This window comes from Massilia mucilaginosa (genome assembly GCF_011682145.1).
GTDB lineage: Bacteria > Pseudomonadota > Gammaproteobacteria > Burkholderiales > Burkholderiaceae_D > Telluria_A > Telluria_A mucilaginosa.
In genome coordinates this window covers 39,737-59,501 of sequence record NZ_WHJH01000045.1, presented here as the reverse complement: position 1 = coordinate 59,501, position 19,765 = coordinate 39,737, and the positions used below count along the sequence as shown (strand labels likewise).

At 63.6% G+C, this 19,765-nt stretch carries 17 protein-coding genes; 1 reads left to right on the top strand and 16 read right to left on the bottom strand.

Annotated elements, in window-relative coordinates; genetic code table 11:
- Positions 1 to 326: 326 nt before the first annotated feature.
- From F2P45_RS26055 to F2P45_RS26045, 3 genes are all read right to left on the bottom strand, one after another.
- Positions 327 to 731: a hypothetical protein gene (locus F2P45_RS26055; RefSeq protein WP_166881118.1), complete on the bottom strand. Its 405-nt coding sequence runs from the start codon at positions 729 to 731 to the stop codon at positions 327 to 329.
- A 215-nt stretch (positions 732 to 946) separates the two neighbouring features.
- Entirely contained in the window at positions 947 to 1,546 is a 600-nt protein-coding gene (locus F2P45_RS26050) for a MarC family protein (RefSeq protein WP_166881117.1), read from the bottom strand.
- Positions 1,547 to 1,663: 117 nt separating this feature from the next.
- Positions 1,664 to 2,179, bottom strand: coding sequence for a ClbS/DfsB family four-helix bundle protein (locus tag F2P45_RS26045; protein ID WP_166881116.1), 516 nt, complete (start codon positions 2,177 to 2,179; stop codon positions 1,664 to 1,666).
- A gap of 311 nt (positions 2,180 to 2,490) precedes the next feature.
- Between F2P45_RS26045 and F2P45_RS26040 the strand changes: the two genes are divergently transcribed.
- Positions 2,491 to 4,818 (top strand): hypothetical protein, encoded by a 2,328-nt coding sequence (locus F2P45_RS26040; protein WP_229505311.1) that lies wholly within the window; start codon positions 2,491 to 2,493, stop codon positions 4,816 to 4,818.
- Between the two features lie 112 nt (positions 4,819 to 4,930).
- On the opposite strand, the gene F2P45_RS26035 is transcribed toward F2P45_RS26040, so the two are convergent.
- From F2P45_RS26035 to ispG, 13 genes are all read right to left on the bottom strand, one after another.
- Positions 4,931 to 6,115, bottom strand: coding sequence for a hypothetical protein (locus F2P45_RS26035; RefSeq protein ID WP_166881115.1), 1,185 nt, complete (start codon positions 6,113 to 6,115; stop codon positions 4,931 to 4,933).
- Positions 6,116 to 6,350: 235 nt separating this feature from the next.
- Positions 6,351 to 6,896 (bottom strand): phosphoribosyltransferase, encoded by a 546-nt coding sequence (locus F2P45_RS26030; protein ID WP_166881114.1) that lies wholly within the window; start codon positions 6,894 to 6,896, stop codon positions 6,351 to 6,353.
- Between the two features lie 36 nt (positions 6,897 to 6,932).
- Complete coding sequence (locus tag F2P45_RS26025) at positions 6,933 to 8,246, bottom strand: adenylosuccinate synthase (RefSeq protein ID WP_166881113.1); 1,314 nt, start codon at positions 8,244 to 8,246, stop codon at positions 6,933 to 6,935.
- 5 nt (positions 8,247 to 8,251) lie between these two features.
- Positions 8,252 to 9,412, bottom strand: a complete 1,161-nt coding sequence (locus F2P45_RS26020; protein ID WP_166881112.1) for an ATP phosphoribosyltransferase regulatory subunit — start codon at positions 9,410 to 9,412, stop codon at positions 8,252 to 8,254.
- A 479-nt stretch (positions 9,413 to 9,891) separates the two neighbouring features.
- Complete coding sequence (gene hflC, locus F2P45_RS26015; protein ID WP_166881111.1) at positions 9,892 to 10,788, bottom strand: protease modulator HflC; 897 nt, start codon at positions 10,786 to 10,788, stop codon at positions 9,892 to 9,894.
- The gene (gene hflK, locus F2P45_RS26010; RefSeq protein ID WP_166881110.1) at positions 10,788 to 12,065 is read right to left on the bottom strand and encodes an FtsH protease activity modulator HflK; all 1,278 of its coding nucleotides are present in this window, start codon (positions 12,063 to 12,065) and stop codon (positions 10,788 to 10,790) included. Before hflK ends, hflC begins: the two co-directional genes overlap by 1 nt.
- 1 nt (position 12,066) lies before the next feature.
- Positions 12,067 to 13,329 (bottom strand): GTPase HflX, encoded by a 1,263-nt coding sequence (hflX, locus tag F2P45_RS26005; protein ID WP_229505310.1) that lies wholly within the window; start codon positions 13,327 to 13,329, stop codon positions 12,067 to 12,069.
- Positions 13,330 to 13,377: 48 nt separating this feature from the next.
- Positions 13,378 to 13,614 carry an RNA chaperone Hfq gene (gene hfq / locus F2P45_RS26000; RefSeq protein ID WP_166881109.1) on the bottom strand — a complete coding sequence of 79 codons (237 nt, stop codon included), beginning with the start codon at positions 13,612 to 13,614 and terminating at the stop codon, positions 13,378 to 13,380.
- Positions 13,615 to 13,794: 180 nt separating this feature from the next.
- Positions 13,795 to 15,141, bottom strand: coding sequence for a ribosome biogenesis GTPase Der (gene der, locus F2P45_RS25995; protein WP_166881108.1), 1,347 nt, complete (start codon positions 15,139 to 15,141; stop codon positions 13,795 to 13,797).
- 7 nt (positions 15,142 to 15,148) lie between these two features.
- The gene (gene bamB, locus F2P45_RS25990) at positions 15,149 to 16,303 is read right to left on the bottom strand and encodes an outer membrane protein assembly factor BamB (RefSeq protein ID WP_166881129.1); all 1,155 of its coding nucleotides are present in this window, start codon (positions 16,301 to 16,303) and stop codon (positions 15,149 to 15,151) included.
- A 32-nt stretch (positions 16,304 to 16,335) separates the two neighbouring features.
- Positions 16,336 to 16,989 (bottom strand): YfgM family protein, encoded by a 654-nt coding sequence (locus F2P45_RS25985; RefSeq protein WP_166881107.1) that lies wholly within the window; start codon positions 16,987 to 16,989, stop codon positions 16,336 to 16,338.
- 55 nt (positions 16,990 to 17,044) lie between these two features.
- A complete protein-coding gene (gene hisS / locus F2P45_RS25980; RefSeq protein WP_166881106.1) occupies positions 17,045 to 18,394 on the bottom strand; it encodes a histidine--tRNA ligase in 1,350 nt (449 codons plus the stop codon).
- Positions 18,395 to 18,416: 22 nt separating this feature from the next.
- Positions 18,417 to 19,757: a flavodoxin-dependent (E)-4-hydroxy-3-methylbut-2-enyl-diphosphate synthase gene (gene ispG / locus F2P45_RS25975; protein WP_166881105.1), complete on the bottom strand. Its 1,341-nt coding sequence runs from the start codon at positions 19,755 to 19,757 to the stop codon at positions 18,417 to 18,419.
- Positions 19,758 to 19,765: the final 8 nt, after the last annotated feature.

Here is a 19,765-nt window from a genome sequence, read left to right as displayed (position 1 = left end):
CAGAACTGCCGCAGCGCCAGGCCGGTGCCGACATTGCCGATCTGTTGCCGTTCAACTTTACTGCTGTTTAACAGCCGCTTGCCCGTCGATTAGGGCAACGTCAAGGTGCGGTAGAAATCGCGCTTACACATCTCCCCTCGTTCTAGCCATATCGGTTTGGGCAGTTCCAGGTCCAGCATATCCTTGTCGCCAAGCTGATACGGAATGCGCATGAAACTCCATAAATGTACTATTGCTTATCGCGATGTCCGTGTAATACCGGAGCTCCTTCCTTGCATTGGGCACCCCGCGGAAGAAGTCGATAACAATGTTTGTATCGATTAATGCTATCGCCATTCTTCCCGCATCTCTCGTTGGAACTCCACAGCGTCACCCCCGAATACGTCCTTTCCTTTGAGACTGCCAAAGGCGCTCATGAACTTCGCCAAGTCCGGCGACTGAGCGGATTGAGCAACAGCAGGCGCCTGAGCTTCGGGCTTCACGTAGAGCTTCTCTCTGATTGCCTTCTGCAGTCGGCTGCGGTAAGCGTTGCCAGTCAGTCCGCCGAGGATCACACTTGCGCTGCCAGCGGCCTTCTTCTTCGCGATAACGAGTAGCCCTTTTTCTAAGCGCACCGTCGTGTCGCTCGCTTCGACCGACTTATCACGAAGCATCTGGCGTTTGGGCGTTCTGGCCTCACCCGCCACTCGTTTCCAACGAGATTGACCAAGCACCTTCACTGGGTCTGTCATTTGGCACCTCAAGTCGATTGAATGCTGATACCAGTTTAGCGCACTTCTGATCGGCTTTTGGCCGTTTCATAGTGGTTGTTGAGATACGCTGGCACGACTGCCCGAAGAGCACTGTGCAGAGATGAAGTCCGGGAAATTTTCCTTGATGACAGAAGGGCAATTGTAGAAACTTGCCCCTCTGGATGATTTATCACATGCGTGGCGGGTGCGACACCTTACAGCGACTTGATGAACTCGCGTATCCCGGCAAGGAACATCTCGACCGCCATCGCGCTCAGGATCAGGCCCATCAGGCGCTCGAAAGCGGCCATCACTTGCGGTCCGAGTTTTTCCTGCAGGCGCTCGGCGGGCAGGAACACCGCCAGCCAGACCAGCGCCACCGCCACCAGCGCGCCGACGTGGATCACGATTTCGGTCGTGCTGTTCGACGAAAACAGCAACACGGTGGCCAGCGCCGACGGACCGGCGATGGCGGGAATGGCGAGCGGCACGATGAACGGCTCGCCGCCCCTGCCGTCGTCGCCGAACATGCCGCCCGGCTGAGGGAAGACCATGCGCATGGCGATCAGGAACAAAATCACGCTGCCGCCGATGCGCAGCGAAATTTGCGACAGCTGCATCGCCGCCAGCAGGTGGCGCCCGAAGAACATGAACAGCAGCAGCACGAAGAAGGCGATCGCGCATTCGCGCACCACGATCTTCCAGCGCCGCTGTTTCGGCACCTGGGCCATGGCGCTGGCGAACAGCGGAACGTTGCCGAACGGGTCGGTGACCAGGAACAGCAGGATAAAGGTTTGGATGAAGGTCTGGGTCATGCGGTAATGCCGATTAGATAAGTGATGTTGTGCCCCTACAGGCTGGCACAACGAGTGAGAATGCGAGGGATTCGGGTAATGCGGGGATCATAACGTGCATACAGGAAAAAAGCACCTTTACCCTGCCAGCCCCTGCGCCCTTTTCCATGTGCGCACCCGCGAGCGTGCATTCGCGTAGGGCGATGAGGTATTGAGCTGGATCATCCGGCCCTGGGTATACTTGTCGTACCAGGGCGCGCCGTACAGCGAGGCATCGGTTTCGCCGTCGATCAGCACCACGATGCGGGCGTGCACGTCAGCGAAGCGGCGCAGCAGCGCCGGGTAGTCCAACCCGGCATGGTCGGCGTAGAATTTCTGCGCCAGGCGACCCAGTTCGTTCCATTTGAACCCGGTGTCGGGGAAATCCACCGGCACGCCGGCCGCCTTCGCATCGCACCATTTCAAGACCAGCAGATTCCATCCGATCAGGTAAGCGAGCAGATTGGCCACGCTCATGCGGGTTCCTTGCACGTGGCCGTCCAGGGTCGCTTCGTTGGCCAGCTCGGCCGGAATGCCGGCCAGGTCGGCGGCAAGCTTGTCGTAGGTGCCGCGGACGGCGTCCAATAATTCCTGTCGGGTTTGCGGCACAGCCATGATCGAGACGCTCCATATCGCCGCCGGCTGGCAGCGCATACCCGGCATTTTCTCATGTCGACTATGTTCTGGCAGCAATAAAAACAGCGGGAGGCATTCGAGCCGCCGTCCATGCTCGACAAGGGGATGTGGCCGATGGCATCGTCCAGAATTGGCCCCGCGAGTTTGCCACACGCACGCGCACGGCGGAACCGCATCGCGACGAATTTTCGCAAACGTCTCTTCTCCGCAAAGTATTGCATTTCTGTATTGACAATGACACCACAGCAGCCTAACGTTGCTAAAAATCAAATGTTTAATGGAGATTTACCTTGTCGATATCACACTTTCGCAGTGGTGCGCAGTGGAGTCTGAGCACCCTTTCCATCGCCGTCCTCGCCGCTTGCGGCGGCGGCGGCACATCCGAGCGCGCCCCCACGGTGTCGCCGGCGGCGCCAGTCACCGTCACCGACATGGGCGGCGGCGCATTGCGGCTGCCCGGCTCCGCCAATCCGCTCAATCCCGCCAACCCGCTGACGCCGGCGCCACCGCTGGCGCTACCGGCGCCGATCGGCACCACCCTGACCACTTTGCAGCTGATCAACAAGGCGACCGTGGCGCAAAGCAACGTGCCGCTCACCTTCGGCCAGGTGTTCGCGCCGGGCGCCTTCCCGGCCAACGCCGGCCTGGTCGGCGTGGCCGGCGACGTGCTGGTGCCGCTGCAAGTGAACGTCAAGGCCAAGCACCCCGACGGCTCGGTGCGTCACGCGATCATTTCCGCATCGCTGCCTCAGATTAACGCCGGCCAGAGCGTCTCGCTGGCGCTGAACGCCGCCGCCGCAGCGCCGCCGGTCGCACCGCGCGGCCCGGGATCCCTGCTGGCGGCCGGATTCGATACCATGGTCAAGCTGAACGTCGGCGGGCAGCTCTACACGGCATCGGCGGCCGAGCTGCTGCAACACAGCGCTTACCAGACCTGGCTGTCCGGCGCGGTGGTCAACGAATGGCAGGTCGCGGCGCCGCTCAAGTCGGCCGCCGGGGTCGAGCATCCGCACCTGAGCGCGCGTTTTGCCATCCGCGCCTACAACAGCGTCAATGGCATCAACGGCAAGGTGCGGGTCGACGTCACGATCGAAAACAACTGGGCCTACGAGCCGGCCCCGAAACAGTTCACTTACGATGCCGAAGTGCTGATCAATGGCAAAAGCATCTACAACATCAACGCCCTCAAGCACTATCAGCACGCGCGCTGGCGCAAGGTGTTCTGGCCCGGCGTCGACCCGAGCATCCACATCAAGCATGACACGCCTTACCTGATCGCCTCGAAAGCGGTACCCAATTACGACCAGAGCCTGACCATCGTGCCGGCCGCGCTGACGGCCATGAAAACCACCTGGGATAGCGCCAAGGCCGGCCCGATGGGCATGGCGATGGTCAACAACTACATGCCGGCCACGGGCGGCCGTCCGGACATCGGCCTGAACCATACGTGGGGCGCGATGTACCTGCTCAGCATGGACGAGCGCGCCAAGGAAGTCACCGTCGGCTTGAGCGACCTGAGCGGCAGCTGGCCGATGCACTACCGCGACCGCAACACCGGCCAGCCGGTCTCGATCGTCGACTATCCTTACGTGCGCGACATCCGCATCAGCAGCGACAGCTACAACCGCGTGCTCAAGCGCTGGGAAGACTTGCCGCGCTGCGCCCCGGCCGCCGAGTGCGTCACGCCGTACACGCCCGATACCGCGCACCATCCGTCCTTTTCCTACCTGCCCTACCTGGTCACCGGCGACACCTATCACCTGGACGAGCTGCACTTCTGGGCCAACTGGAACCTGGTCAACCAGAACCCGGGCTACCGCAAGTTTGCCACCGGCCTGGTCAAGAGCCACCAGGCGCGCGGACAGGCCTGGGCGCTGCGCTCGCTGACGCAGGCGGCCTACATCGCCCCCGACGATCACCCGCTCAAGGGCTACTTCAAGCAGGTGGTCGGGAACAACCTGGACTGGTACACCGCCACCTATGTGAACGGCAACAGCAACCAGCTCGGCTTCCTGGACAACAGCGGCTTTGCGACGGTGGCCTACGGCGGCCCGGGCGGCCCGAAGACCGGCATGTCGCCGTGGCAGGATGATTTCTTCACCTCCGCCGTGGGCCAGGCGCACGAGCTCGGCTTTACCAACGCCAAGCCGCTGCTCGACTGGAAGTCACGCTTTCCGGTCGGACGCATGACGGCGCCGGGCTATTGCTGGGTCGATGGCGCGGTGTACGCCCTGTCGGTGCGCGCCACCGAAACCGCGCCCTACTTCACCACCTTTGGCGAAGCCTGGCAGGCGACCATGCGGGCGGCGGACAATACCGACCTGGTCAACAGCACCGGCAAGCGCTATGTGGACCAGCCGTGCGGCAGCCAGATGCAGGCCGACTGGCGCACCCAGCTCGAACGCGACAAGAAAAGCGGGCGCACGCCGTGGCTGGCCGGGGAAATGACGGGCTACGCCAGTTCGGCGGAAGGCTTCCCGGCCAATATGCAGCCGGCGCTGGCGGCGGCGGCCGACAGCGGCATTCCGAACGCGCGCGCGGCGTGGGACGTGTTCGCGAAGCGTACGATCAAGCCGGACTACGGCCAGCGGCCCCAGTTCGCGATCGTGCCGCGCTGACATTTGGGGCCGGCAACCGGCCCCGCACAGCGACACGATGCGCCAGACGCCGGGCACGCCCCTGCGCCTGGCGCGCCATATCCGGTTCCACGGCGCACCCGCTGGTGCCGCCTCAATGCGCGCACAGCACCGTGAGCGCCACCTCGAACTGCTTGCCGCCCAGCGTCAGCATTACCTCATAAGTCCGGCCGACATCGAAAGCCGGCGCGACATCGGTGCACAGTCCGTCCACGGACGACGCCGCCGCGCCAGTGACGGCCTCGGGCGCCGCAACCGGCCAGATGCGCCATCCACGGCTCTCTTGCTCGGCAGCCGCGGTCGGAAGGATGCTGACGTGCAGGTGCGCCGTGTGAGGATTGGCACCGGTGTACTGGCGTGCGCGGAAGCCATATGCGCGCGACCAGATGGTCTTGTTGAAAATGACGTAATTGGTCGATGGATGCAGCAGTGCCGCGCGCACCACCTCCATCGGCGCGATGCCGTCCTTGTCGACATCGAAGGCATTGACCGAGCTGCGCTCGTTGGGATTGTGGTCGCTGGGACGCTCGCAGTGACTCTGGTCGCCAATGGTGCCGTCGGAGCGCTTGTCCCGATCCGGCCAGCGCAGGTTGATCTCGGCACGCAAGCGCACCAGGGCAGGCGCGACATGCCAGGGCCGGCTGCTGCAATCGCCCGCCACCCGCACCTCCCTGGCGCCGCGATCGTCGGCGGCGTCGGTGGCGATCTCCATCACGTCGAGGGCGCGTTCCTCGTCAGCGGACAGCGCCGTCCCGACGAAGCGGTCCGGGTTGTCGTCTTCGGTTTCGATGGTGTAGTCGTTGCGCCTGGCGTCCTCGCTGCCGAGTTCGGCGATCTCGGCGTCCAGGTCGGCCTCGGCAGGCGGCGTGCAGGCCATGCCGCCCGCAACCGGGAAGAATCGGCTGCCGACCAGCCAGCGGCCATACTGCGCAATGCCCGGCCTGAGCGTACCCGCCGGAATCGCCAAGGCCTCCATGGGCGCATGGAGCAAGCCCGCCAGCGATACCTCGTGCCGCAAGATATCGGTACCGAGCAGATCGATAGCGGCGGCGTCGGCGCCGATCACCACGCTCAGCGCCGGCGGCAAGCGCCGAAAGCCGAACTGCGCCGGACTGAACGGAACCGAAAACGCGAGTGGCAGCGCGCGGCTGACGGGTTTCAAGATGACCGACCCCAGCACCTGGTCGTAGAACACGACGGCAACGCGCAAGTGGAAGTGCGGATCGAACTGCTCGTCCGGGATCCGGCCAAGGTCCAGCGTTCCGGTCAGGGTGGTCATCGTCGGCTCCTGTTTGTGAAGGGGGCATTCACTTCCACTGTAGAGATGTTCAGCCCGCCCGCCTACCAGGAAGTCGCCGCCGCTTGTGTCCCATCATGCGCGCGCACGAATTTACGATCAATCCGGACACTTAAAAGGATCAGACGCAAGATTTCCGGCGCGAAGTGTGGCCGCAACGAAAAACGGCGGAAGGATCATGTGATCCTCCCGCCGTTGGCAAGCGTCAGCGACAGTCTCAGGCCGGCTTGTCGAACTTCTTCATCCACGCCGACAACTGGTGCGGACGCAGGCCGTCGTAATCTTCGAACGGCTGGTGAATCCACGGGTTGTGCGGCAAGTCTTCCAGGAAGTAATCCGGACGGATCGAGGACGTGCCCTTGACCCAGATCACCGCCGATTTGACTTCGGTCACGCCGGCGAAATTCTCGCTCAGGTGACGCGTGACCTTGTCGAGCGTGACGCCCGAATCGGCCAGGTCGTCGACCAGCAGGATCTTGCCAGCCAGCGGGCCCTTGGTCATCGTCATGTACTTGGCGATGTCGAGGTCGCCGCGCACCGTGCCCGCTTCTTCGCGGTACGAGCTGGTCGACAGGATCGCCAGCGGCACATCGAAAATGCGCGAGAACACGTCGCCCGGGCGCACGCCGCCGCGCGCCAGGCACAGCACCTGGTCGAACTTCCAGCCCGATTCGTAGACCTTGAGCGCCAGGCGCTCGATCAGGCGGTTGTACTCGTCCCAGGACACCCAGAGGTCGTTCTCGGTCGATGGAGGGGTGGTCATGATGATTCCTTATGTTTCTTGTAATTATTCGACTAATTATTCAAACGGGTGACGCAGGACGATCGTTTCGACCCGGTCTGGACCGGTGGAAACCATATCGACCGGCACGCCGACCAGTTCTTCGATGCGCTTGATGTAAGCGCGCGCGGTGGCCGGCAGCTCGGCCAGCGATTTCGCGCCGACGGTGCTTTCTTTCCAGCCCGGCATGGTTTCGTACACAGGCACGCAGCGCGCCGCGTCTTCCGCGCCGACCGGGAAGATGTCGACATCGCGGCCGTCGATCTTGTAGCCGGTGCACAGTTGCAAGGTTTCCAGGCCGTCCAGCACGTCGAGCTTGGTCAGGCACATGCCCGAAACACCGTTGATCTGGACCGAGCGGCGCAGCAGCGCGGCATCGAACCAGCCGCAGCGGCGCGCACGGCCGGTGACAGTGCCGAATTCATGGCCGACCGACGACAGGTGATGCCCAACGCCAGCGTCCGTCGGCAGTTCCGACGGGAACGGGCCGGAGCCGACGCGCGTCGTGTAGGCCTTGGTGATGCCCAGGATGTAGTGCAGCATGTTCGGACCGACGCCGGCACCGGCGGCGGCATTGCCGGCCACGCAGTTCGACGAGGTCACGTACGGATAGGTGCCGTGGTCGACGTCGAGCAGGGAGCCCTGCGCGCCTTCGAACAGCAGGTTGCCGCCGGCCTTGTGCGCCGCGTACAGCTGCGAGGACACGTCGCCGACCATTGGTTTGAGGCGTGGCACCAGGGCCATCGCGTCGTCGAAGGTTTTCTGGAAGTCGACCGCGTCGGCTTTCAGGTAATTGGTCAGCACGAAGTTATGGTAGTCGAGGTTTTCGCGCAGTTTTTCGGCGAAGCGCTCTTCGTTGAGCATGTCGGCGATACGGATCGCGCGGCGTGCCACTTTGTCTTCGTAGGCCGGGCCGATACCCTTGCCGGTGGTGCCGATCTTGTTGGCGCCGCGCGCCACTTCACGCGCCACGTCGATGGCGACGTGGTACGGCAGGATCGCCGGGCATGCCTCGGAGATCTTCAGGCGCGACACCACTTCCACGCCGATGGCCTGGAGCTTGTCGATTTCGCGCATGACGTCGGGAACCGACACCACCACGCCATTGCCGATGTAGCAGGCCACGCCTTCGCGCATGATGCCCGACGGGATCAGCTGCAAGGCGGTCTTCTGACCTTTGATGACCAGGGTATGGCCGGCATTATGGCCACCCTGGAAGCGAACCACGCCCTGCGCGTTATCGGTCAGCCAATCGACGATCTTGCCCTTGCCTTCATCGCCCCACTGGGTGCCGATGACAACGACGTTCTTTGCCACGTTTTTCTTTGACATCACACTTAGCCTAAGTTTTTGAGAATCCAGTTACTGTTTTCGAGGACGAGTACGCGATCGCACTCGAACTCGTCCTGCTCATTGTCGTGACCCGGCAAACTCTGGATCACAACCTCGCCTGCTTTGCGCAGTTGAGCGATTTTTTCACGCAGCTCGGGGGCATTGCCCCACGGAGCACGGATCGAGTGTTTGCGCTCGGCGGTCGGCAAGAGCCGCGCCAGTTCGCGCAAATCGAGCGAAAAGCCGGTCGCGGGCCTGGCCCGGCCGAATGCTTCGCCCACATGGTCGTAACGTCCGCCGCGCACCACCGCATTCGGCAGGCCGGGCACGTACAGCGCGAACATCGCGCCGCTTTCGTATTGGTAGCCGCGCAGGTCGGCCAGGTCGATCGCCACGTCGGCGCGGCCCAGGGCCGATCCGGCCAGCGCGGCCAGTTCGGCCAGCGCGCGCGTGATGCCCGGCAGCGCCGGCAGCACTTCGCGCGCCTTGGCCAGCACGTCGATGTCGCCGTACAGGCCGGGCAAGGCCTTGAGGGCGGCGCGCGTGGCTGGCGCGTACGCTGCGCTGATCGCGCCCAGCCCCGGGCTGTCCTTGGCGCGCAGCAGCGTGTACAGGGCCGCTTCGTCTTTTTTGGCGGCAGGGTCGTCGGCCAGCAGCGCGCGCAGCACGCCGGCGTGCGACAGGTCCAGGCGCACCTGCTCCGCGCCGAAACCGGCCAGGGCCAGCGAGGCCAGTGCCAGTTCCTGCACTTCGGCGTCCGCTTCCAGGCCGGCGTGGCCGTAGATTTCGGCGCCGATCTGGAGCGGCTCGCGGGTCGCGTGCAAGCCGCTCGGGCGGGTATGCAGCACGCTGCCGGCGTAGCACAGGCGGGTGACCGAGTCGCGGTTGAGCAGGTGGGCGTCGATGCGCGCCACCTGGGTGGTCATGTCGGCGCGCAGGCCGAGCATGCGGCCCGACATCGGGTCGACCAGCTTGAAGCTGCGCAGTTCGGTGTCCTGGCCGGCGCCGGCCAGCAGCGACTCGACGTATTCGAGCAAGGGCGGCATGACCAGCTCGTAACCGTAGGAACGGAAGTTATCGAGCATCAGGCGGCGCAGCTCTTCGGTCTTGCGCGCTTCGGACGGCAGGACGTCGGCGATATTTTCAGGCAGGAGCCAGTTCGGCATGGGCAACGGGAGATAGTTAAAAATCGGACAATATGGCGCGCACGGTCGTGCTAAATGTAGCGCCGAATCAGCGATTTTACAGGAAAATGGTTTAGGAGCGCCAACAAATGTGCAGGAGACAGTTGTGAGCTTGTTACGATGGGTGCGGCCGCTACCCTCAGAGCCGTCTTCCCCGCCTGCGCGGGGAAGACGGTGCTAGGAGTCTGCGCGGCAGAAGCTCGTCGGCCGAAACGGGTGGAGAAAAGTCCCACTCCCCACCCATTTCTCGGTCGTAGGTGCGCCGTCGCGCACCTACCTACGGCTACAGACCTCAAAAGTGGGTGTGAATTGGGTTCTTTTCCCACCCGTTTCGCCTCGGCTCCTTCTGCCGCGCAGACTCCTAGCGGGGAACGACGGTGGTGCTGGCGGGAACGGGCGTCCAATGCAAACGGGCGGGCCTGGAATCCAGGCCCGCCCGTCATGTCATCCCAACCGTCCGCTTACTTCTTCGGCGCGGACGGCGCCGAGGCCCCGCCCGGTGCACGGAAATACTTGAAGAACTCCGAGTTCGAATCGAGCACCAGCACGTCGCCGTGGGTCTTGAAGGTCGCGCGGTAGGCTTCCAGCGAGCGGTAGAACTTGTAGAACTCCGGGCTCTTGCCGAACGCTTCGGCGTAGATCGCCGATGCCGACGCATCGCCCTCGCCCTTGATCTGCTCGGCCTCGCGGTAAGCGGCGGCCAGCAGTTCGGTGCGTTTGCGGTCGGCGGCGGCGCGCAGCTTCTCGGATTCGGCCGAACCGGTCGAACGCAGCTCGTTGGCCACCTTCAGGCGCTCGGCGCGCATGCGGTCGTACACCGAGGCGTTGATCTTCTCGTCGTAATCGACGCGCTTCAAGCGCACGTCGACGATCTGCACGCCGATCTGCTTGGCCTCGGCCACCACCTTGCGCTGGATCGCTTCCATCACCTTGCCGCGCTCGCCCGAGATCACTTCGCGCACGGTGCGCTTGGTGATTTCTTCGTTCAGGGCGGCCTTGACGATCTGGCCCATGCGGCCACGGGCGCTGAGCTCGTTGCCGTTGAAGCTGATGTAGTACAGGCGCGGATCGACGATGCGCCATTTGACGAAGGCGTCGACCATGACGTTTTTCTTTTCCGACGTCATGAAACGGTCGGCGTCGGGCGTATCGAGTGTGAGGATGCGCTTGTCGAGGTAGATCACGTTCTGGAACGGCGGCGGCAGCTTGAAATGCAGGCCTGGCTCGCTGATGACTTCTTTCATCTCGCCGAACGCGAACACCACCGCGAACTTGCGCTGGTCGACCACGAACACGGTCGACGAGAACAGCATCAGCGCGATGAAGCCCGCAACAAAAATGGTAACTAGGCGGTTCATTAACGGGTCTCCCGATCACGTGAGGATTCGCGGCTGCGGCTATCGCGCTGGCGCACTTGTTCGAGCGGCTGCATCACCTCGGCCGGCAAAGCCTGCGGCTGGGCGGCGGCCTGCGCCGGCGCCATCATGACCGGGCCCGACTTGGACCCGATGGCGGCGTCGTTGGCGGCGGTCTGGGCGATCAGCTTGTCGAGCGGCAGGTACAGCAGGTTGCTGCCCGACTTGACGTCGACCATGACCTTGCTGGCGCTGCTGAAGATCTGCTGCATGGTGTCGAGGTACATGCGGTCGCGCGTGACGCCTGGCGCCTTCTGGTACTCGGTCATCACTTGCGTGAAGCGGGCCGCGTTACCGGTCGCGTTTTCGGTCACCATCGAGCGGTAGGCGCGCGCTTCTTCGAGCAGGCGCACGGCGTTACCGGCGGCGCGCGGCACCACGTCGTTGGCGTAGGCTTCGCCTTCGCTCTTGGCGCGTTCGTTGTCCTGGCCGGCCTTGTTGGCGTCGTCAAAGGCGCCCTGCACCTGCTCCGGCGGTTGCACGCCCTGCATGGTGACATTGCTGATCTGGGCACCCAGGGCGTAGCGGTCGAGGATCTGCTGCATCAGCAGCTGCGTGTCGAGCGCGACTTTTTCGCGGCCGACGTACAGCACATAATCCATCTTGCTCTTGCCCACCACTTCGCGGATCGCGGTCTCGGCGACCTGGCGCACGGTCTCATCCGTTTCCAGATTGTTGAACAGCCAGGCTTTCGGATCCTTGAGGGTGTACTGCACCGCGAACTGGATGTCGATGATGTTTTCATCGTCGGTCAGCATCAAGGACTCTTTCAGGTTCTTCGAGCGCACGTTGCCGCTGTAGCCGATTTCCATGGTCCGCACTTCGTTCACATTGACCTTTTCGTGGGTCTGGAACGGATACGGCATGCGCCAGTTCAGGCCCGAACCGGTGCTGTGGCTGTATTTGCCGAAGGTCGAGACGATGCCGGCCTGGCCTTCGCGCACGCTGAACACGCCGCTGGCGAGCCAGATGAAGCCGACCACCGCCACCGCCGCGCCGACCGTGACGCCGGCGCCCTTCATGTCGGGACGGTACGGACCGCCGCCGCCGGAATCGCCGCCACCGGGGCCCTTGTTGCCGAACAGGCGATTGAGGCGCTGATTGAAGTCGCGCCACATCTGGTCGAGATCGGGCGGGCCGTCACCGGGACGTTTGCTGTCCTGCAGCAGGACAGTAGGCGGCGGCCGGATGCCGACGCGTTTGAGTAATGAAGCAAGCATGCTATCGAGGTCCGACGTTGGTGGAGGTTAGAATTTCGGCCGGTTGCGCGTCCTGCTCGTGCGCAGCTTGCGCATCGTCTGCGTCGTCTGCGTCTTGTGCATCGTCGGCGTCGAGCGCATCGTCTGCGTCCTCGCCGTCGGGCGCGTCTTCCGGTTCGGCATCGTCCTGCTCTTCAAAAAGGTGGCTGCGCGCCGGCGCGGCCCTGGCCGCTTCGACCACGGCTTCGCGCAGCATGTCGAGCCCGGCGCCGGTGTGGGCGCTGATGAACACGCGCGCAATATTGCCCGCTTCATCGCGCTCGACCGCGGGCTCGAGGCCGGCGGCGTCGATCTTGTTCCACACAAGAATCTGCGGAATGTGATCGGCGCCGATTTCCTTGAGCACCAGGTTGACCTGCTCGATCTGTTCCATGCGCACCGGGCTGGCGCCATCGACGACGTGCAGCAGCAGGTCGGCGTGGATGGTTTCTTCCAGGGTGGCGCGGAACGCCGCCACCAATTGGTGGGGCAGCTCGCGCACGAAGCCGACCGTGTCGGACATGACCACGTTGCCCACCTCTTCGCCCAGGTAGACGCGGCGCGAGGTCGTGTCCAGGGTGGCGAACAGCTGGTTGGCGACATACACGCCAGCCTTGGTCAGGGCGTTGAACAGGGTCGACTTGCCGGCATTGGTGTAGCCGACCAGCGAGACCGAAAAGGTATGGCTGCGGCCGCGCGAACGGCGCTGGGTTTCATGCTGCTTGCGCAGCTTGGCCAGGCGCGCGCGCAGGGCCTTGACGCGCTCGCCGATCAGGCGGCGATCGGTCTCGAGCTGGGTTTCGCCCGGACCGCGCAGGCCGATACCGCCCTTTTGCCGTTCGAGGTGAGTCCAGCCGCGGATCAGGCGCGTGGCCAGATGCTGCAGCTGCGCCAGTTCGACCTGCAGCTTGCCCTCGTGGCTCTTGGCGCGCTGCGCGAAGATGTCGAGGATCAGGCTGGTGCGGTCGAGCACGCGGATATTCAGGCGCTTTTCCAGGTTGCGCTGCTGGGCCGGAGACAGGGCGTGATTGAAAATCACGATCTCGATGTTCTGGTCCACGCAGGCCAGGCCGATTTCGTCGGCCTTGCCGCTACCGACAAAGTAGGCGGCGTCGGGACTGGAACGCTTGGCGGTGATGGTAGTGATCGGCTCGGCGCCTGCCGAGCGGGCGAGCAGGGCCAGCTCCTCAACGCTCGCGTTGAAGTCGCCCGCGCCGAAATCGATGCCGACTAGTGCTGCGCGCATAGGCCTCCCTGCAGGGCCAGGCGACCCGGGGTGGCGACGCCCATGGCCTTACTCAGCTTCGGTATCAAGATTGAGATTCACCGCGCGTGCCGGCACAACGGTGGAGATTGCATGCTTGTAGACCATCTGGGTCACCGTGTTACGCAGCAGGACGACGTATTGGTCGAAGGACTCGATATGGCCCTGCAGTTTGATCCCGTTGACCAGGTAGATCGAGACGGGAACATGCTCTTTGCGCAAGGCATTGAGGAATGGGTCTTGTAACAGTTGCCCTTTGTTGCTCATAACAGCTCCGTGATGTTGTTGTAGTAAAGAATTGGAGGCGACTCGCTGGTTTTTCAAGTGCCGGGACCATCATTCTGTGAGGCGAATGATGTCCCTGAGTTACTGTAACCTGTTTTGCAATTGTCTGTCGTACGTGGAACCCGAAAAACCGGCTGGTTTTGCGGGGCCACGCAAGGTCTGTTACGACTTCGACGTACGTGCGAACGGATTCTTACCCACGCGCAGCTCGATCCGCAGCGGCGTACCTACCAGATTGAAGGTGTCGCGGAAATGCTTCTCGAGGTAGCGCTTGTACGGCTCGCCAATGGCGTCGAGCGAATTGCCGTGGATAACGATGATCGGCGGATTCTGCCCGCCCTGGTGCGCATAGCGCATTTTAGGACGGATCGAGCCTTTACGGCGCGGTTCCTGCTTCTCGACCGCTTCGATCAGCGCGCGCGTCAGGCGCGGCGTGGACAGGTCGGCGGTGGCGGCGGCGTAGGCGGCGTCGACCGACTTCATCATCGGCGCGATGCCTTGCGCCTTGAGTGCCGAAATGAAGTGGGTCTTGGCGAACGAGAGGAAATCGAGCTTGCGGTCGATGTCGATCTTGATTTCGTCGCGCTCGTCGGTGCGCAGGCCGTCCCATTTGTTCACGGCCACCACCAGCGCGCGGCCCGATTCCAGGATGAAGCCGGCGATGTGCGCGTCCTGCTCCGAAATGTCTTGCTGGGCGTCGAGCAGCAGGATCACCACGTGGGCTTCCGAAATCGACTGCAGCGTCTTGACGACCGAAAACTTCTCGATCGCTTCGAACACCTTGCCGCGGCGGCGGATACCGGCCGTGTCGATCAAGGTGTAGTTCTTGCCGTCGCGTTCGAACGGCACTTCGATCGAGTCGCGCGTGGTGCCCGGCATGTCGAAGGCGATCACGCGCTCTTCGCCGATCAGGGTGTTGACCAGGGTCGACTTGCCCACGTTCGGACGGCCGACGATGGCGATCTTGATGCCGCGCGCGGCCGGTTCCAGTTCTTCCTGGTCGTCCGGACGGCCGGCGAAGGCTTCGTTCAGCGCTTCTTCGACCAGGTCGGTCACGCCGTCGCCGTGGGCGGCGGAAATGACGTACGGATCGCCCATGCCGAGTTCATAGAAATCGGCCACGACGGAGCTGTACTTCATGCCCTCGCCCTTGTTGACGACCAGCATGACCTTGCGGCCCGACTTGCGCAGGAAGTCGGTGATGGTCTTGTCGTGCGGCGTGAGGCCCTGGCGGCCGTCGACGATGAACACGACCACGTCCGCTTCGGCGACGGCCTGCTTGGTCTGCAGGGCCATCTGGAACATGATGCCTTCCTTGGCGACCGGCTCGAAGCCGCCCGTGTCGATGACGAGGAAGGGGCGTTCACCGACCCGGCCTTCGCCGTAGTGACGATCGCGCGTCAGGCCAGGCAAGTCGGCCACGAGCGCGTCGCGCGAGCGGGTGAGGCGATTGAAGAGTGTCGATTTCCCGACGTTGGGGCGACCAACTAATGCGATTACCGGCTTCATGGTGTTTTTATTCGACCGCGATAGCGGTCACTGTCCCAGATTGTGTTTGAAAGATCAGGTTTGAACCAGCCACCAGGGGAGCGGACGTAATGGCGCTCCCGTCGGTGGCGGCGCGCGCCAGAAAGGAACCATCTTCCCGTGACAGGAAGTGGATGAAACCCTGATAGTCGCCGACCGCCACGGTGCGTCCGTAGGACACCGGGGTGGACAGGCGGCGATAGCTTAATTTGTCGTTTTTCCAGGCGCTCACGCCGCCTTCGCGGTTAAAGGCCGAGACCGCGCCCTTGTCGTCGACGGCGAACACAAAACGCTGGTCGACCGACACGCCGACGTCGGACGAGAGTTCCTTGGTCCAGCGCGCGGCGCCCGTGTTGATGTCGAAGCAGCCGACGCGGCCCTGGTAGGACACGGCGCACACTTCCTGGTCGATCACGACCGGGGTGCCGCCGATGTCGGTGACCCGTTCGAGTTCGGTGGCGCCGCGCGATTCGCCGACCGCCACTTCCCAGCGCGCCGCGCCCGTGGCCATGTTCAGCGACAGCAGTTTGCCGCCCGGCTGGGCGACGATGACTTCTTTGCCGACCACCACCATGCCCGGCGCATTGCGCAAGGTCAATGGCGGCGAGACGCGCTGCACGGTCCATTTTTTCTCGCCGGTCCTGGCGTCCAGGCCGACGATGCGGTTGTCGACCGAGCGCACCACCACGATGCCCTCGCCCACTACCGGGCTCGACAGCACTTCGCTCGAGGCTTGCGCCTTCCACAGCAGTTTGCCTTCGAGGTCGTAGGCCAGCACGCCGCCCTTGGCGCCGCCGAAGACCAGCATGCTGCCGTCGGTGCCGACGCCGGCGGTCAGAGCGGTTGCGGCCTTGATGCGCCACAGCTGCTTGCCGCTGGCGGCGTCGATGCGCGCGATGGCGCCGTCGGCGCCGGCCACGACCAGCGACTGGTTCACCAGCGCCGGGGTGAAGACGTAATCCTGGGCCTTGCCGATATCGAGCTTCCAGGCGGTGCGCACGGCCATCGAGCCCTTGAGCTCGACCAGCGGCGCGGGCACGTTGCCCTTGGATTTGGAGGCGAAAGGATTAAGCGAACTCAGGGTGGAGCAGCCGGCCATCAGGGCCAGCACACTCGCACCGATAAGTTTCTTGGTAATACGCATAGTCATGACCTTGTTCTGGGTACGTGGTCCGCTCAGGCGGCCGCTTTAGTTTCCGGCACGGTGCCGCCGATGGCTTCGAGCTTGATCTGCACCAGGGCCCGGCCCGGATGCTTGACGTCCATCACGGCCAGGGCAGCCTCGTAGGCGCTGCGCGCTTCGGCGATCTTGTTCTGCGCCACCAGGATGTCGCCCTTGCGGTCGGCCACGGCGCCGGCGAACTGCGGCAGGAATGGCGTCGCCAGCAGTTTCAGGCCTTCATCGTAGGCTTTCTCGTCGAGCAGCACGCCGGCCAGGCGCAGCTTGGCGATCGACTTGTATTCGTCGTTGCCGTTCTCGACCACCCATTGCAGATGGGCTTTGGCGCCTTTCAGGTCGTTGGCCTCGAACGCGCTCTTGGCGGCCGTGAGCGAGGTCATGGCGGCGTAGGCGCTCTTGGCGTACTTGGTGCGCACGTCGCCGGCGATGCGCTGCACCTTGGCGTTGTCCTTGGCGGCCGCCGCGCTCTGGATCTGCGTGTACAGGCTTGAGGCTTCGGCCGCGCTGACCTTCTCGGCGCGCTTCATCCAGGTGTAGCCGGCGTAGGAACCGGCGGCGATGATCAGCACCACCATCAGCATGTTGCCATACTTGTTCCAGAAGGCCTGCATCGCGGCCAGTTGTTCTTGTTCTTCGAGATCGTATGCCATGTGTTTCTCAACAGTATTAGGTCAGGTTAATCGGGGTACGGACGGGGCCTGCTGCTTAGTGATGGTAATGCACGTGCTCGTGGTCATGGTCGTGATCGTGGGCGCCGACGATCTGGTTGACCAGATAGTCGACGACATCGTCGAACGGCACATTGGCCTGCTGCTCGCCTTCGGCGCCGCGCATCGACTTGACCGCCGCCGTGCGGTTGGCGATTTCGTCGTCGCCCAGGATCACGGCAAACGCCGCGCCGCTGCCGTCGGCTTTTTTCATCTGGCTCTTGAAGCTGCCGGGACCGCTCGCAGCGGCGCAATGTAACACAACATCCAGGCCGGCATCACGGATGCGCTCGGCCAGCACGAATGCCTGCATGCGCGCTTGCTCGCCCTGGTGCACCATGTAGACATCGCATTCGGACGGATCGTTCGGTTCGCCCGCTTCTTTCATCAGCTCGATCAGGCGCTCGATGCCCATCGCGAAACCGACCGCCGGGGTTGGTTTACCGCCGAAACTTTCGATGAGCGGATCGTAACGGCCGCCCGCGCACACGGTGCCTTGCGAGCCGAGCTTGTCGGTGACCCACTCGAACACGCTGCGGTTGTAGTAGTCGAGGCCGCGCACCAGGCGCGGGTTGACGGTGTAGGGGATATTGTTGTGGTCGAGAATGCGCTTGAGGCCGTCGAAGTGCGTGACCGACTCGCCTTCGAGGTAGTCGAGCAGCTTCGGCGCATTGTTAACCAGGTCCTGCATGGCGGGGTTCTTGGTGTCGAGGATGCGCAGCGGATTGGCGTGCAGGCGGCGCTTGGCTTCTTCGTCGAGCAGGTCAAAGTTGGCTTCGAAATACGTGATCAGGTCGGCGCGGTGGCGCTGGCGCTCGGCGGCGTCGCCGATCGAATTGATTTCGAGGCGGATGTTTTCCAGGCCCAGGTCGTCCCACAGGCGGCGGCACAGCATGATCAGTTCGGCGTCGATGTCCGGACCGGCAAAGCCGACCGCTTCGGCGCCGACCTGGAAGAACTGGCGATAGCGGCCGCGCTGCGGACGCTCGTGGCGGAACATCGGTCCCGAGTACCAGACGCGGCGCGGGCCGTCGTAGACCAGGTTGTGTTCGACGACCGCGCGCACCACGCCGGCCGTGCCTTCCGGGCGCAGGGTCAGTTCGTCGTCGTTCATGGCATCCTTGAACGAGTACATTTCCTTTTCGACGATATCGGTCACCGCGCCGATGGCGCGCTTGAACAGCGCCGTGTCTTCGACGATCGGGGTGACGATTTTCAGGTAGCCATAGCTTTTCAGGACCGAGTGCACAGTGTTTTCGAACAGCTCCCACAGCGGCGCGTCGGCCGGCAGGATATCGTTCATGCCTTTGACGGCGGTGATCTTCGTGGCTTTTTTGTTATCAGACATATTCTTAAAACTCTTCTGTATGTTAAGGCGTCCCGGCTTGCAAGCCGGGGACCGCTACGGCGGCAAGCGGCATGCCGCTTGCAACCCCGCCTGCGCCATGTGCGATTTGCTTACCGTAAGTGGTTTGTACGTAGTTCAGGACAATCGCCTGGAATTCCTCGACGATCTTGTCACCGCGCAGGGTGACGGTTTTTTTGCCATCGACGAACACCGGCGCGGCGGGCGATTCGCCCGTGCCCGGCAGGCTGATACCGATGTTGGCGTGTTTCGATTCGCCCGGACCGTTGACGATGCAACCCATCACGGCCACGTTCATGCCTTCCACGCCCGGATAAGCCTTCTTCCATTCAGGCATCTGCTCGCGCAGATAGGTCTGGATGTTGTCGGCCAGTTCCTGGAAGGTGGTCGAGGTGGTGCGACCGCAACCCGGGCAGGCGATCACCATCGGCGCGAACTTGCGCAGGCCCATGGTTTGCAAAATTTCTTGCGCCACCACGACTTCGCGCGTGCGGTCGCCGCCCGGCTCCGGCGTGAGCGAAATGCGGATGGTGTCGCCGATGCCTTCTTGCAGCAGCACCGACAGGGCGGCGGTCGAAGCGACGATGCCCTTGCTGCCCATGCCCGCTTCGGTCAGGCCCAGGTGCAGCGGATAGTCGCAGCGGCGCGCCAGTTCGCGGTACACGGCGATCAGGTCCTGCACGCCCGAGACTTTGCACGAGAGGATGATCTGGTCGCGCCCGAGGCCGATTTCTTCGGCGCGCACGGCGTTGTCGATGGCCGAGGTGATCAGCGCCTCGTACATCACCGCCTGCGCGCTCCACGGCTGCGCGCGCTGCGCGTTTTCATCCATGATGCGGGCCAGCAGCGACTGGTCCAGGCTGCCCCAGTTCACGCCGATGCGCACCGGCTTGTTGTACATCACGGCCGCTTCGATCATCTGGGCGAACTGGCTGTCGCGCTTGGCGCCCTGCCCCACGTTGCCGGGATTGATGCGGTACTTCGACAGCGCGCGCGCGCACTCGGGGAAGTCGCGCAGCAGGGTGTGGCCGTTGTAATGGAAGTCGCCCACCAGCGGCACGTCGATTTCCATCCTGTCGAGCTGTTCGCGGATCAGCGGCACGGCGGCGGCCGCTTCGGGCTTGTCGACCGTGATGCGCACCATCTCGGAGCCGGCGCGCGCCAGTTCCTTGACCTGGATCGCGGTGCCGATCACGTCGGCCGTGTCGGTGTTGGTCATCGACTGCACCACCACGGGGGCGTCGCCGCCGACCCAGATTTTGCGTTCGCCGTGCGCGACCAGCACGCGGCGGCTTGCACGCCGCGCGAGGGGACCGGATGGAATCGCCAGATTCGAAGAAGACATGAACAAGG

What these genes read in the sequence shown, in the direction of transcription:
- F2P45_RS26055 (WP_166881118.1), bottom strand. Translation starts at nt 731, where the DNA reads ATGACAGACCCAGTGAAGGTGCTTGGTCAATCTCGTTGGAAACGAGTG.
- F2P45_RS26050 (WP_166881117.1), bottom strand. Translation starts at nt 1,546, where the DNA reads ATGACCCAGACCTTCATCCAAACCTTTATCCTGCTGTTCCTGGTCACC.
- F2P45_RS26045 (WP_166881116.1), bottom strand. Translation starts at nt 2,179, where the DNA reads ATGGCTGTGCCGCAAACCCGACAGGAATTATTGGACGCCGTCCGCGGC.
- F2P45_RS26035 (WP_166881115.1), bottom strand. Translation starts at nt 6,115, where the DNA reads ATGACCACCCTGACCGGAACGCTGGACCTTGGCCGGATCCCGGACGAG.
- F2P45_RS26030 (WP_166881114.1), bottom strand. Translation starts at nt 6,896, where the DNA reads ATGACCACCCCTCCATCGACCGAGAACGACCTCTGGGTGTCCTGGGAC.
- F2P45_RS26025 (WP_166881113.1), bottom strand. Translation starts at nt 8,246, where the DNA reads ATGTCAAAGAAAAACGTGGCAAAGAACGTCGTTGTCATCGGCACCCAG.
- F2P45_RS26020 (WP_166881112.1), bottom strand. Translation starts at nt 9,412, where the DNA reads ATGCCGAACTGGCTCCTGCCTGAAAATATCGCCGACGTCCTGCCGTCC.
- hflC (WP_166881111.1), bottom strand. Translation starts at nt 10,788, where the DNA reads ATGAACCGCCTAGTTACCATTTTTGTTGCGGGCTTCATCGCGCTGATG.
- hflK (WP_166881110.1), bottom strand. Translation starts at nt 12,065, where the DNA reads ATGCTTGCTTCATTACTCAAACGCGTCGGCATCCGGCCGCCGCCTACT.
- hflX (WP_229505310.1), bottom strand. Translation starts at nt 13,329, where the DNA reads ATGCGCGCAGCACTAGTCGGCATCGATTTCGGCGCGGGCGACTTCAAC.
- hfq (WP_166881109.1), bottom strand. Translation starts at nt 13,614, where the DNA reads ATGAGCAACAAAGGGCAACTGTTACAAGACCCATTCCTCAATGCCTTG.
- der (WP_166881108.1), bottom strand. Translation starts at nt 15,141, where the DNA reads ATGAAGCCGGTAATCGCATTAGTTGGTCGCCCCAACGTCGGGAAATCG.
- bamB (WP_166881129.1), bottom strand. Translation starts at nt 16,303, where the DNA reads ATGCGTATTACCAAGAAACTTATCGGTGCGAGTGTGCTGGCCCTGATG.
- F2P45_RS25985 (WP_166881107.1), bottom strand. Translation starts at nt 16,989, where the DNA reads ATGGCATACGATCTCGAAGAACAAGAACAACTGGCCGCGATGCAGGCC.
- hisS (WP_166881106.1), bottom strand. Translation starts at nt 18,394, where the DNA reads ATGTCTGATAACAAAAAAGCCACGAAGATCACCGCCGTCAAAGGCATG.
- ispG (WP_166881105.1), bottom strand. Translation starts at nt 19,757, where the DNA reads ATGTCTTCTTCGAATCTGGCGATTCCATCCGGTCCCCTCGCGCGGCGT.